Annotated in this window: 15 protein-coding genes; 2 read left to right on the top strand and 13 right to left on the bottom strand. The window is 58.3% G+C overall.

Annotated elements, in window-relative coordinates; all coding sequences use genetic code 11:
- Nucleotides 1-57: 57 nt before the first annotated feature.
- The 4 genes from ACP4CD_RS17195 to ACP4CD_RS17180 form a co-directional block, all read right to left on the bottom strand.
- A complete protein-coding gene (locus tag ACP4CD_RS17195) occupies nucleotides 58-375 on the bottom strand; it encodes a HigA family addiction module antitoxin (RefSeq protein WP_426991801.1) in 318 nt (105 codons plus the stop codon).
- Nucleotides 324-557, bottom strand: a complete 234-nt coding sequence (locus ACP4CD_RS17190) for a hypothetical protein (RefSeq protein WP_426991800.1) — start codon at nucleotides 555-557, stop codon at nucleotides 324-326. The genes ACP4CD_RS17195 and ACP4CD_RS17190 overlap by 52 nt, the downstream gene beginning before the upstream one ends.
- 237 nt (nucleotides 558-794) lie before the next feature.
- Nucleotides 795-1,673 (bottom strand): 3'(2'),5'-bisphosphate nucleotidase CysQ family protein, encoded by an 879-nt coding sequence (locus ACP4CD_RS17185; protein WP_426991799.1) that lies wholly within the window; start codon nucleotides 1,671-1,673, stop codon nucleotides 795-797.
- Nucleotides 1,655-2,635: a phosphotransferase gene (locus tag ACP4CD_RS17180; RefSeq protein ID WP_426991797.1), complete on the bottom strand. Its 981-nt coding sequence runs from the start codon at nucleotides 2,633-2,635 to the stop codon at nucleotides 1,655-1,657. Before ACP4CD_RS17180 ends, ACP4CD_RS17185 begins: the two co-directional genes overlap by 19 nt.
- Before the next feature lie 83 nt (nucleotides 2,636-2,718).
- Between ACP4CD_RS17180 and ACP4CD_RS17175 the strand changes: the two genes are divergently transcribed.
- Nucleotides 2,719-3,768 (top strand): threonine aldolase family protein, encoded by a 1,050-nt coding sequence (locus ACP4CD_RS17175; RefSeq protein WP_426991796.1) that lies wholly within the window; start codon nucleotides 2,719-2,721, stop codon nucleotides 3,766-3,768.
- Here ACP4CD_RS17175 and ACP4CD_RS17170 read toward each other — a convergent pair.
- On the bottom strand, nucleotides 3,749-4,039 hold the full coding sequence (locus ACP4CD_RS17170) for a hypothetical protein (protein WP_426991794.1): 291 nt from the start codon (nucleotides 4,037-4,039) through the stop codon (nucleotides 3,749-3,751). The two genes, ACP4CD_RS17175 and ACP4CD_RS17170, sit on opposite strands and share 20 nt — an antisense overlap.
- 839 nt (nucleotides 4,040-4,878) lie before the next feature.
- On the opposite strand from ACP4CD_RS17170, the gene ACP4CD_RS17165 reads away from it, so the two are divergent.
- Nucleotides 4,879-5,100: a hypothetical protein gene (locus ACP4CD_RS17165; RefSeq protein ID WP_426991793.1), complete on the top strand. Its 222-nt coding sequence runs from the start codon at nucleotides 4,879-4,881 to the stop codon at nucleotides 5,098-5,100.
- 255 nt (nucleotides 5,101-5,355) lie between these two features.
- Here the strand turns inward: ACP4CD_RS17165 and ACP4CD_RS17160 are convergent, their stop codons facing one another.
- The 8 genes from ACP4CD_RS17160 to ACP4CD_RS17125 all read right to left on the bottom strand — a co-directional run bounded on the left by ACP4CD_RS17160 (nucleotide 5,356) and on the right by ACP4CD_RS17125 (nucleotide 12,809).
- The gene (locus ACP4CD_RS17160; protein WP_071160799.1) at nucleotides 5,356-5,583 is read right to left on the bottom strand and encodes an addiction module protein; all 228 of its coding nucleotides are present in this window, start codon (nucleotides 5,581-5,583) and stop codon (nucleotides 5,356-5,358) included.
- Between the two features lie 527 nt (nucleotides 5,584-6,110).
- Nucleotides 6,111-6,338, bottom strand: coding sequence for a type II toxin-antitoxin system HicA family toxin (locus ACP4CD_RS17155; protein WP_426991792.1), 228 nt, complete (start codon nucleotides 6,336-6,338; stop codon nucleotides 6,111-6,113).
- A gap of 2 nt (nucleotides 6,339-6,340) precedes the next feature.
- Nucleotides 6,341-6,550, bottom strand: a complete 210-nt coding sequence (locus tag ACP4CD_RS17150; protein WP_426991791.1) for a type II toxin-antitoxin system HicB family antitoxin — start codon at nucleotides 6,548-6,550, stop codon at nucleotides 6,341-6,343.
- Nucleotides 6,551-7,234: 684 nt separating this feature from the next.
- Nucleotides 7,235-7,525, bottom strand: coding sequence for a hypothetical protein (locus ACP4CD_RS17145; RefSeq protein ID WP_426991790.1), 291 nt, complete (start codon nucleotides 7,523-7,525; stop codon nucleotides 7,235-7,237).
- On the bottom strand, nucleotides 7,522-7,848 hold the full coding sequence (locus ACP4CD_RS17140; RefSeq protein ID WP_426991789.1) for a DUF6804 family protein: 327 nt from the start codon (nucleotides 7,846-7,848) through the stop codon (nucleotides 7,522-7,524). Before ACP4CD_RS17140 ends, ACP4CD_RS17145 begins: the two co-directional genes overlap by 4 nt.
- 83 nt (nucleotides 7,849-7,931) lie before the next feature.
- Nucleotides 7,932-8,609, bottom strand: a complete 678-nt coding sequence (locus ACP4CD_RS17135) for a hypothetical protein (RefSeq protein WP_313730942.1) — start codon at nucleotides 8,607-8,609, stop codon at nucleotides 7,932-7,934.
- Between the two features lie 199 nt (nucleotides 8,610-8,808).
- Entirely contained in the window at nucleotides 8,809-10,398 is a 1,590-nt protein-coding gene (lnt, locus tag ACP4CD_RS17130) for an apolipoprotein N-acyltransferase (protein ID WP_426991787.1), read from the bottom strand.
- A 59-nt stretch (nucleotides 10,399-10,457) separates the two neighbouring features.
- Nucleotides 10,458-12,809, bottom strand: a complete 2,352-nt coding sequence (locus ACP4CD_RS17125; RefSeq protein WP_426991786.1) for a penicillin acylase family protein — start codon at nucleotides 12,807-12,809, stop codon at nucleotides 10,458-10,460.
- Nucleotides 12,810-12,863 lie beyond the last annotated feature (54 nt).

Genomic DNA, 12,863 nt, shown 5'->3' with positions numbered 1-12,863 from the left:
ATGCCCGCTTCCCGGCGGGCATGACGGCGTTGCTTAAATCCGAAAACCTTATTTCAGTCAGGCGCTTTTCTTGAAATGATGAAAATCCTGAATGCTATCTAACTCAGCCTGTTCAAATTGCTGGGTTTGATAAAGATCCCAACGAATTTGTAAATTCAGCCAAAAATCGGCGGACATGCCAAAAAAACGGGCGAGCCGTAAAGCAAGGCTGGAGTTAACGCTATCATTTTGCTGAATCAAATCCTCGATTTTTTGCAGAGGCACATGAATCGCTTCGGCCAATTGCTGACCCGTAATTTGCATCGGCTTTAAAAACTCTTCTTCTAACATTTCGCCCGGATGAGTGGGTTTTCTATGGGTTGGTATGCGTACCATGGGTCACCTCTAGTGGTAATCGACGATTTCGACCTCGTCTGGCCCTGACTCCGACCACTTGAAACAAATTCTAAACTGATCGTTAATGCGAATACTGTATTGCCCTTTTCTTTCCCCGATAACGCTTCAAGACGGTTCCCCGGCGGAATTCTTAATTCCTCCAGAAAAATGGCCGAATCCAACTGATCAAGCTTTCTAGCGGCGATTCGCCAAATGGCTTGCGGGCAAGCTTTTCTGGCAATCGCCGAAGATATGCCGTTGAAAATATCTTCGGTAGCCTGATCTTTAAATGTAACGATCAGGAATACAGCTTAACAAGCATCGTTTAGTCCATTAGCCAATGGATTCCCGGTAAACTCAACCGAAGCTTGGGGCGGCGGGCCTTACCCCATTCGAATCGTAGCACGGCCTCGCCCGTTTTAACCAGATAAACGCCGATACAAGGCCAGCATCCGCTCCGCGATCCCGCCGTCGCTGCAATACAACACGCCGCAGTGGTTTAAATAGGTTGAGCCTTCCGGATTTAAGGCCAGCGGCCGGCCGCGCATGTCGCTAAACGGCGCGCCGGCTTCGCGAAACAGGCAGGCGGTGGCGGCATAGTCCCAGATGCTGCCGCCGCCGACTTGGGGTTTGGGGTATTTGAAGTAGCAAGCCGGGGTTTGCAGCGCCAGGCAGGCGTTCAGGGCCGCGCCGCCTTGCAGTTTCAATTCGGTCTTGGCGTAGCCCAGTTCGGCGGCGATGCGCTCGAGCTCGGGCAAGGTCGCGGCGTAAAGCGGGTCGTCGGCGAAGCTTTTATCGGTGACGAAGGTCAGGATCGGGCTGCTCGGACGCGCCGGCAACCGTTGCCGATTGCGCCAAGCGCCCCGGCCGGCAACGGCGCTATACAAGGTTTGGCTCAACGGGTCGTAGACCACGCCGATCGCCGGCGTGCCGTCGCGAGCCACCAGCGCGATAGCCACCGAATAGCCCGGCACGCCTTCGATAAACGGCAAGGTGCCGTCCAGCGGGTCTATGCACCAGAAATAATCCCGGTCCAGCCGCGCCCTATCGTCCGGGCTTTCCTCGGACAACAACGCCAAATCGTAATGCGCGCAGGTCGGCAGCAACACTTGCAAAATCGCTTCCTGGCTGAGATGGTCGACTTCGGTGACCACTTGCGCGGCCAGACTGGCGCCGCCGGCCTTGGTGTTGACCGCGACCTCCCGGTTGGCGTGGCGGGCGATCAGATGGCCGGCCTGGTAGGCGGCGGATATGCCGGCTTGGCCGAGCAAGTGCAAGTCTAGGTCGCTGAGTCGCATCGGATCTCCGTCAATTGGGCGATGACTTGCCGCGCCAGCCGTTCGCTGTAGCTGTCGCTCGGCCAATGGCCGGGACTCCAGCCTTTTAAAAAGCGGTGAAAGTCGGTCCAGGCCAGCGGGTACAAGGCCCGCCAGTCGCGTTCCAGCGCGTCGGCGTCGATATCCGGGCGCTTGGCGCTTAAAGCCCGGCGCAGCGCGGCGAAGTAGATCGCCAGCAGTTCGGACTCGCGGCGTTCGCATTCCGGCAAGGGCAAACAACTGTCGATGAAGTAGGCCACATCCTTGACGCCCGGCCCGCCGCCGACGTATTGAAAATCCACCGCCGCGACTGGGCCGGCACGCTCGGCGAAGCAAAAGTTGTCCAGCTTGGCATCGCCGTGGACCAGGGTTTGAAACGGGCTGGCGCTCAGCGCCCGGTCGATCGCGGCGGCGGCCTGTTGTAACGGCTGATCGTTCAACGCCTGCAACTCGTCGGGCCGGGTCGCCAGATGCCAGTAAGTGCCGGTCGGCCACAAGCCCTCCGGCTTATCGCCAAGAAAAGTCGCGTGAAAATTCGCCAGCCAGGCCAAACAGGCGCTTAAATCGTCCTCCGCAATCCGCGAGCGGCGCCGGCCGAAACCGGCGGCATCCAGGTCTTCCAAGATCAGCACCACTTCGTCGCCGAACCTGGCCGAAGCCAAGCTAGCCGGCACCCGGCAAGCATTATCGCAACGCGAACTCCAATCGCTATACCAGACGGTTTCGACTTGATAGGAGCGCAATTTGCGCCGGTGCGAGAGGTCGCCGTGCCCGATGCGCGGCGGCTTGACGTGCTTGACCACGACGCCGGCGCGGTCGGCGCCGTGCAAGCGGTAGCGGACGATCCGGCCGTAGCCGCTCCACAGCCGTTGCACGACTTGGTGCGGATCGGCCTGAACGGCGCCGGTGGCTTGGCAAATCAGGGCGGCGATGTCGGGCGGCATAAGCAGCCGGGCTGAGAAAATCGTCATTATACAAAGCGGCGATCTGGGTTAAGGTAGCGCGACATTTGCATTCGGGATTTGCGATGAACTTTGCCTCCGACAACTGGGCCGGCGCTCACCCGGCCATCGCCCAACAATTGCTGGCCGCGTCGGCCGGTTTCGCCGCGCCTTACGGTGCCAGCGAGCTGGACAAAGCGATCGAACGGCGTTTTAACCAACTGTTCGAACGCGAGGTGGCGGTGTACTTCGTCGGCACCGGCACCGCCGCCAACTCGCTGGCGCTGGCCGCGATCAACCGCCCCGGCGGCGTGACCTTCTGCCATCGCGAAGCCCACATGCTGGAAGACGAATGCGGCGCGCCGGAGTTTTTCACCCACGGCGCCCGGATGGCGGCGGTCGACGGCGAATTGGGCAAGATCGATCCGGCCAAGCTGGCGGCGGAGATTCGCCGCTTTCCGGCCGATTTCATCCACGCCGGCCAGCCGATGGCGGTGTCCATCACCCAAGCCAGCGAAATCGGTACCGTTTACCGTCCCGACGAAATCGCCGCGATCGCCGAGGTGGCGCAAACCCACGGGCTGCCGCTGCACATGGACGGCGCCCGCTTCGCCAACGCCTTGGTCGCGCTAAACCTGACGCCGGCCGACATGACCTGGAAACTCGGCGTGGACATCGTGTCGTTCGGCGCCACCAAAAACGGTTGCTGGTGCGCCGAGGCGCTGGTGTTCATGAACCCGGCCGCGGCCAAGGATCTGCCCTTCATCCGCAAGCGCGCGGCGCAGTTGTTTTCCAAAAGCCGCTTTATCGCCGCGCAATTCCAGGCCTATCTGCACGACGGCCTGTGGTTGGCATTGGCCCGCCACGCCAACGCGATGGCCGCGCGACTGCAACAAGGCATCGCCGCCTCCGGCGGCGCCCGGCTGGCCTGGCCGGCCGAAGCCAACGAGGTGTTCGCGATATTGACCCAGGCCGACGCCGAACGGCTCCGTACCGCCGGCGCGGTGTTCTATCCGTGGAATCCACCGCATGCCGCGCCGGGCCTACTCGCCGAACACGAAACGCTGGTCAGGCTGGTCGCCAGTTTTGCCACGCAACCGGACGACGTGGAGAGGTTTATCGATGTGTTGGGTTAATTGATACGGCGGAACCGCCGACGCGTTCCACCGAGTTTTCACCGACCAAAAAACGCAAACACCCAAAGGTCTGGGATTCTCGGATTACCGATGTCAATAAAAATGAATCATGGACACTCAGCGCCGCGCCCGATGATTCAAGCATTTCGCTGATCGCAAAGCCATCCCCCTTGGCTAAGCTCCAGCCACATGCGGCGTCGAGCATTTTTTGCCCGACGCCGACCCAACGATACTCGACGCCGAATCTTTTTGTCCGGCCGACCACCGGCAATTCGAACCCGCCTTTCCCGCCAGCCTTAGTCGCCCAAGCCACTCGACCGGAGTACAAACCTAGGTTTGTACTCCAATGCGACGATCCCCTGCCGCCAAGCGTTGCGGCGGGAAATCAAGCGGATTGGCTCAACAACGTCTCGGTCAGAACCTGCCCCGCCTATTCGAGCAAAACGCGGTTTATTTAGGTTCAGGGAAGTCCATCAAACGCCCCGCCGGAATTGCGGGACCAGTGGTTGGGGATTGAGGTCAGGTAGGGCGGAAGCCATCAGGCGTTCCGCCTTACAGGTTACTGGTTGACGCATTCAAATGTAGGGTGGGCAAGTTTGCCCACCGATGACGCTTGATTCCGCGTGGGCACTAAATCGTGCCCACCCTACATTACTACCCGCCAACAATTCTACTCGCGGCAGAGTGAATCCCCTGATGCCGCGCCGAGCATCGAAGGGTTCGAGCGGGAATTGCCCGGCAAGGGCGCGGCTGGGATGCCGCGCGTTTTTGGAGGGCTATGGATAGCCCTTCCAAAAACCCCGCTCAAACCCGCAGGAGCGCAGGATACAAGCGGCATGGGGTGTCTTTTCTTTTGGATACTTTTCTTTGGACAAGCAAAGAAAAGTATCTCCGCTGTCGGGCCGAAACCCGACATTAGAATCAGCTTCACGTTAGCGAAACACAAAATAAATTTGCTTTCAATCCGCGTGGGCACAAACACCGTACCCACCCTACCTGGCTGCATGGATGCAGGAGGTAAAGCAATGCAGGAGCAATTGCCGAGGACAAGCACAAATTCGTCTGGAACGAATTTGAACAGCCGATAGGCTGGCCCGAAGGGCGAAAACCATGGATGGTTTTCGTAGCGAAAGTATCTCGGCAGTCGGGCCGAAACCCGACATTAAAATCAGCTTCACGTTAGCAAAACACAAAATAAATTTGCTTTCAATCCGCGTGGGCACAAACACCGTGCCCACCCTACCTGGCTGCGGCGGGAAATCCAACGGATTGGCTCAACAACGTCTCGGCCAGAACCTTCCCCGCCTAATCGAGAAAAACGCAGCTTTTTAGAGGTCCAAGGAAGTCCGTTAAACGCCCCGCCGGAATCGCGGGACCAATGGTTGGGGATTGAGGTCGGGTAGGGCGGAAGCCATCAGGCGTTCCACCTTACGGGTTTGATCCACCAGCTGGAAGGAGGGCGCTGTTGGCGCCGAACTGAAACCGCCTGTCGATAGCGCAACGACGACAGCAAGAGACGGCGAGACGGAGCATGACGGCTAACGTAGAGCTAACCGGGCGCGGCACGATGAAACGTGACGCGCAGACTCATTGCCTGATTTTGGCAAGAGCAGCGGCTTTTACTTCACTCCAGGGAACTACATCATCGGGGTTGGCAAGGTGATCTGCGAGGCGGCGGTCAAGCTCCGTTTTTTGCGCTTCGGTCAACGATGGCGTGGCGCCACGACTAACAATACCATCCCATATAGCTTCAACCAGTTCGATCTGCTCATCAATGCCAAGTACACGAGCTTGCTGTAAGAGTTGTGTATTCATGATCTGGCCCCCGTTCAAAGCTAACTAAGAATTCTACCGAGCTTTACTGCCAATGTCGAACAGAGGGCTAACGTGAAAGTGAGCTGACCTGCGCGGCTTTTCGCGCAGGTCAGCTCGAACGCAGAGTTAGGGTTAGGTTTCATGGTTGAATTCCCTGCTTACTCGGTAGTGCCGTCGTGCTCGATCTTCCGAAGCACGACATGAATGGTGGCAAGGTAGAAATAGAACATCCAACTTAACCAAATAACCTGGTAGGGTACACACCGCGTACCTTCTTCATCGGAAACCTCGAAAATGGCATGCGGCGCATGCATGGCAGCTGTTTACGATTTGAAAACCGGCCAATCAGGAATTTTCAATACCCAAATGAATCGGTATAACAGTCTAGGGTGGGCAAGTTTGCCCACCGATGCCGTTTGATTCCGCGTGGGCACTAAATCGTGCCTACCCTGGCTACGCTGGATGCCGTCATGTGACGCGCGTGGCGTTCGATTTGGCGGAACCGCTAGCGCGTTCCGCCTTACGAATTAGGCCTGATATTTAAGAAACTCTTCAACTGTCAGGCCAATATCCTTAGCGATTTGCCGAAGTAAAATGGGTGAAATATCACGCCCCGCATGAAACGGCACAGTCGTGCATCTACCGTCGGGATGGCGGAACTGTTTATGCGAACCACGTTGTCGGGTTTCTATAAATCCCAATATTTCGAGCAAAGCGATAGTTTCGCGAGGTTTAAGTACAGGTACATTTCCCATGCTTAAGCGACGACCACGTTTTGCGTTCCAACAAACTCTGCTTCCAATATTGGCTCGCCATCTTCAAGTAACATTTCAATGACTTCCCGAAGATTTTGATTAAGTTCGTCCAATGATTCCGCTTGGCTATGCGCGCCGGTAAATCCGGGAATAAAGCCCACGTATAGTCCGGTGTCGCGACATTTTTCAATAATTGCCGTGTAAACTTTCATGCTTCTCTACCCTCTTTGAATGTCGATTAAAAACCGAACCGAATTATCCCCGCTTGGATTTTATGAACAGAATTTCGTCATGCAATCAGCCGGATTTACCTTAGTATCACTCGTATTAAAATTATCCGGCATCCAGAGTTCCAAGCCTCGTAGCGCAATAGTGAAAAATCGCGGAATTTAATTCATCCAAGCTACGCTGGCTGAGGCATTCATCTGTAGGGTGGGCAAGTTTGCCCACCGGTAGCGTTTGATTCCGCGTGGGCACTAAATCGTGCCGACCTTACATTACTACCCGCCAACAATTCTACTCGCGGCGGGGTTAATCCCCTGATGCCGCGCCGAGCACCGAAGGGTTCGAGCGGGAATTGCCCGGCAGGGGCGCGGCAGGGATGCCGCGCGTTTTTGGAGGGCTATGAATAGCCCTTCCAAAAACCCCGCTCAAACCCGCAGGAGCGCAGGATACAAGCGGCATGGGGTGTCCTTTCTTTTGGATACTTTTCTTTGGACAAGCAAAGAAAAGTATCTCGGCTGTCGGGCCGAAACCCGACATTAAATCAGCTTCACGTTAGCGAAACACAAAATAAATTTGCTTTCAATCCGCGTGGGCACAAACACCGTGCCCACCCAGGCTGTTGGTTTGGCGGAACCGCTAACGCGTTCCGCCTTACGGGTTACCCGATTAACTTAGCGCTTCACTGCACTGACAAGCGATGCAAAAAACGCCGGCACCATAAAGAGCAGACCCGGTGCCGCGAAAAGAAGCGCGAAGAACCAATGCCAGTCCCAGATGTTCTTGGCGAAAAGGAATGCGCCAAGAACTATTGGAATGGTGAATCGGAAAAAAATTGCAGCAACCGCTGCCGCACCCCCAGCCCCAGCCAAACGAATCCTCGATTCCGGCCCAGCCAGCGCCAAGCTGCAGGATGCCGAAACCAAATAAGAGGATTGCGAACCCGCAACCGAATGTGCTCTCAAGCTTCTCCCCCATGTTGGTTCCCCTTGTTGAGTCGTAACACTTTATGGCCATACCAAGCCACAACCCCAATCGTCACGACATTGACGATAGACCAAATCTCCCGATTGGCATGCACGGGAAAGATTGGGTTGTAGATACCAGCGATCACTCCCCAGCACCAAGCCCACTCCTCGCGCTCATTGCGGTATGACGTGAGTGCAAGCCGCGCGCATGACGCACAGACAACCCAGCGCATTACGGAGTAGTAGCCATACGGTAGTGACGGAATGAGGGCCACAGCAACCGCGATACCAACAACCCATAGGATGCCGTTTGTGCGCATGCCGTGATTCCTACGTTCAGGTCAAAGGCGTTGCGCGGCATTATCGCGCAGCGTCCCATGGACCGCAGGGTTGGGTGTCGGCGTCAAAGAGCACCTTCCTGATCTGCCAAATACATGACTCTCGCAATCTTTTTCAATTCGGCCAAATATGCCGATTCGAAGATGGGAATGTATGAGGCAACGGAGAGTTGGAGTGGCAAACTGGTAGAGATACCTACAGGGGATTTAACGGTGGGCGAACCACTCTGGAAGGATGAAATCAGGAAGTTGGCAAATTTCTCCTCTGGGGGAACGTCTTTGTATTTTTCATCGTATGAATAAGCCATGCTGCGTTTTAGGAGTAGCTCCGTTGGCAAGTCGAAGTTCGTTTTGCTTTCCAGTAGCGAACTAGTGATATTGGCGGAAACCTTCAAGCACTCGAAATACGCGTCATCCTCGGGTTCTTCATCATCAGCGTTGAGGATCTCGCGCATCAACCAGTAGTGGCAGAACGCGGCGGCCTCGAAAGTAACTGCGTCATAAGCGAATGGACTGTTGGTGCCCCTAGTCTTTGCCAGAGATGTCAGCATTTCGCGCAACCCAGTTGAGAACCGATGAGCGAGGTATAGAACCCAGGTCGATAGGGCAGCAGGAAGACGGAGACTCTCATCTTTCACAGATCGGTAGGTTGCTTGGGACTGCTCCGGCGTTACTAAACTTACAAACGCTTCAAGTGGCGTTTGCACCGCGTGTTTCTGGAATAGCTTGGAGAAGATGCCCATCTAAGTAGCCCTGTGGATTTAAGACGCCTAACTATTGATCATCAGGCAAATCAGCCCGTACAAGCTGATATTAACCGTCTTTTCAGGCGCATTTGCCTGCGCATTAATTTGCCGCCGACTCTATCAGGTAGGCACTCTATGTCAAGCGAGATTCCCGTAGCCACAAGCACCCAACGAATACCCAACCCATCAATCGTCCTCACGTCTCCCGTCTCTTCCGTTTATTGAGCAACACACCCGCGCCCAGCAATCCCGCCAGCCCAGCCCATAACAATCCCGGCATCAGGTAAAAATGGGTCTGATAGAAAGTGGCGGGCGGTTCGGCCACGAACGGCACGTGGTAGGACTCGGCCCAGCGGGTGTGGAACGGCGAAAACGGCAGCACGTCGCCGTTGGCCAGCGACACCGTGGAAACGCCGGTATTGGTGACCCGCAACACCGGGCGGCGGAATTCGATGCCGCGCGCCAAGGTCATGTACAGGTGCTGATAGGGTTCTTGCCAGGTGCCGTACCAGGAATCGTTGGTGACGTTGACGATGAATTGCGCGCCCAAGTCGGCCAGGCCCTTGGAAAATTCCGGGAACAGGCTTTCGTAGCAGACTTGCGGCCCCATTTTGAAGCCGTTCATCTCCAGCAGTACCGTCGGCCCCGGCCCGCGGCCGAACTGGCCGACCATCGGCAACAGTTGTTTCAGCCAGGGGAAGGTTTCCGCGCCGGGCAGGTATTCGCCCAGCGCCAGCAGAATGGTTTTGCTGTAGTGCGGCTCCAGAACCTTGCCGGTCTGATCGACCGCGAACAGCGAATTGGTGATGTCGCCGTTGCGGTCCCGGCCGTAGGCGCCGGTCAGCAGCGGCAATTGGCGGTTGCGCAGGTATTCGCTCAGCAATGCGGCGTAAGGCGATTGGTTGAATTCGCCGCCGAGCAGCGACGGGAACGCGGTTTCCGACCACATCGCGAAATGCACGTTCGGCGATTTTTCCAGGCCGAGGTCGGTGGCTCGGAAATATTCGGTCAGGATTTCGGCCCGGTAACCCTTGCCGCCTTCCATCGCCCGCTTTTGGCCGTTGTCGATATTGGCTTGCACCAGCAACGCGTCCAACGCGGCGTCCGGCTCGGGCAAGCGTTGCTTTAGCCACAAGCCGCCGCCGTTGGCGCCGGCGAAGGCCAGTAAAAATCCCAGCAAGGCCAGTTTGCCGATCCATTGCCGGCGGCGTTGCCAGACGAACAGCAGCCACAGATTGGCGAGTATCGTCAGCATGCTGAGGCCGGCGAAGCCGACGAACTCGGCCCACTGGTAAACCGGCAAGCCGGCGCCATACCAGCTATAGCCGAAATTCCATTTGAACAGCATCGGCACGTACAACTCGGCCAGGGCGGTGGTTACCGCAATCAGTCCGTAGGACAGCCCGGCGCGGCCGGCCGCGAACCGGCGCAACCCAAACCAGGCGATTCCGGCAAGCGGCGCGAACACATGGCCGAACATCGCGAAAATCAGCATGCCGCTCCCGGCGACCAACCAATTCACCTGGGCGAATTCGTGCAGCGTATACGTCACCCAATTGAAGCCGATCAGGGTGTAGACCGTGCTGGTCAGCACCCCGCCGTAAACGACCGACTTCAACGCGGTTTGTCGCTGCCAGAACAGCCACAACGGCACGAAGCCGAACAGCGACGCCCAGGGTGGAAACGGAATGTAACTGGTGCCGATGAATAGGCCGGACAGAACCGGCAGCCACCACTCGGAAAGGTTGCGCGCCCGGTCCGCCGGCGCCGTCGAAATGCTTGTCATGAGTCGTTGTTCCGGCCCGGCCGGATTCGGTTGAGGAAAGAGGATGGTCCGGCGCCGGCTTATTCCGGCAAGACCTCGAGCACACCCGGCCGGGCCGGGCCGAACATCGCCGCCGGTTGGCCATTTTGCCAGAAGGCTTGCTGATCGCGGTAATGCGCCGATAGAAAATGGCCGGACTGGCCGCCCGGCATTTGCAGGATCGCGTCTTCCGGGTGCGCCGGCGACAGCACCAGACGTTCGCTGGCGCCGTGGGCGTTGTCCATGACCCGCACGCAAACGCTGGCGCAACCGTCGCTGGCGAAGGCGGGCAGATTCAACACGGCGGCCAGTTGCGGCATCGCTTTGGTGAACGGGTGTTGCAGGCCGATGGCGTGGGCTTCGCCCCAAGTCAGCCGATCCGGCTCGGTCCGCGGATATTGTTGCCGCAGTGCCCGCACGGTTTCGCGCAGGGTATCGGAGATCATGGCCGACCAATCGTCGCGGTAGGACTCGGCCAGCAAGCCTGGCGGGCGTTCGGTCAGCAGTTGGCGCAGCGGGGTTTCCATTGCCCGCCAGGCGTAGCGGAATTCCGGATCGTAGACCCGGCAGGCGGCGACGATCTTGGCGAACACGGTTTCGGCCAAGCGTTTACGGAATTCGTTGACCACGGCGGCGCCGACGCTATCGGCGTTCATTCGGCCGTCCCAGGCCTGCAACGCGCGTTCGGCGCTTTGCAAATCGCCGTCCTTGTTGGATAGGTTTCGCAGTTCGCCCAGCGCCAGCTGCCGGTAAAAGTCCAGCGCGCCGGCCCGGCTGTCGAGCTGGATTGCCAGCATGTCGCGCTCGTCGATCCGGTCCTTTTCGCGCAGCAGTTCAGCAATCCGGTAGGCCCGGTAGCCCAGGGCCCAGTTGTGGCCGATCACATAAGGGTAGTCGGCGCCCAGCGTGCGGTTGTTGGCGGTGGCGATAAAGCCCTCGGCCGGGTCCGCCAATCTCGGCAATTGCTCCGGCGGAATGAAGCCTTGCCAGCCGATGTCGCCGTCCGCCCAGGAACGGCTGATCAAACCGTCGAAGCCGCTCCGTTTTGGGAAACGGCCCATGTAGGTCCAGCCGATGCGCCCGTCCCGGTCGGCGACGACCACGTTTTGCGGCGGACCGCCAGCCCGGTTAATCAGTGTCATTGCTTGATCGACATTGGCAGCACCGTCCAGATCGAGCAAGCCCAAATCGACGCCGTAACGTTCCAGCGCGGTCCATTTAATCGCCACCGGCTTACCCAGCAAGGGCTGGTCGGATACCGGTCCCCAAATTGTGTCGCGCAGCTCGATCTCGACATCGGCTTGGCCTTTGACCTTGATCGTTTCGCGCCGGCTGGCGAAGGGTTGCCAACCTTGCGGGGTGCGGTAGGCGCCGGGATGGTCGGCGTCGGTTTCCAAGCTCACCAGGTCGAACAAATCGGCGGTGACGTTGGTGAAACCCCAAGCCACGTTGTCGTTACCGCCGACAATGACGCCCGGCACGCCGGGCAGCGTCACGCCATACACGCGTTGGTCCCGGTATTGCAACTCGGCGCGGTACCAGATGTTGGGCAGGCCCAGCGCCAAGTGCATGTCATTGGCGACGATGGCCCGGCCATCGGCGGTCTTGGCGCCGGCCACGACCCAATTGTTGGAACCGGCGACGACGTTTTCGGCATCGACGCGGTTGACCGCCAGTTGCCGGCCGGCTTCCGGCAATGCCGCCAGTGCATCGCGGGGCAGGTTTGGACTGTAGCGGCGCGGTCGGTCGCCGCCGGTCAGTACGGTCGCGTAAGCATCGGTGTCGGGGGTTAGGAAGGTCAGCAAATCGGCCGGCAACGCCTTGGCCATCACGCTGGCCATGCGCTCGTCCTGCTCGTAGCCGTTCAGGGTTTGGAACATCGCCAACACCACCAGCAGGCTGTCTTCCGGCCGCCACGGCTCAGGGCGCAAGTGCAGCGCCAGAAATTCCGGCGCCAATATCGTGGTTCGAGTCAGATACGCGTTGACGCCGGCGGCGTAGGCCTGCAAAGCCGAGCGCTGGGTTTCCAGCATATCCGCAAAGATTTGCCCGGCGACCCGCTCGAAACCGAAAATCCGCTGCTTGCGGTCCAGGGCCAACGCCGAATCGCCGAACAACTCGGCCAGGCGGCCGGCGCTCTTGCGCCGCATCAATTCCATTTGAAACAACCGGTCGCGGGCGTGCAGAAAGCCCAGCACCCGAAAAGCGTCGTCCCGATTCCGCGCCGCGATGGTCGGAATCGCCAAGTCGTCGCTCCGCACCGTCGCTTCCGCCGACAAGCCCGACAAACGGATCTCGCCGTCTTGGTTCGGCAACGATGCCGCGAGCAGTCCGTAAACTACGGCGGCGATGGCGAAAATCAGTCCAAATATCGAAAAACCGGCGGTTTTCATGGCGGCAATTGGATCGCTGTTAAATGGGTGGAACGGATCGAGGCCTCGCGCCGG

The sequence above is a fragment of the Methylomonas stagni genome (assembly GCF_050154735.1).
GTDB lineage: Bacteria > Pseudomonadota > Gammaproteobacteria > Methylococcales > Methylomonadaceae > Methylomonas > Methylomonas koyamae_A.
This window is presented reverse-complemented; position numbering and strand designations above follow the sequence as displayed.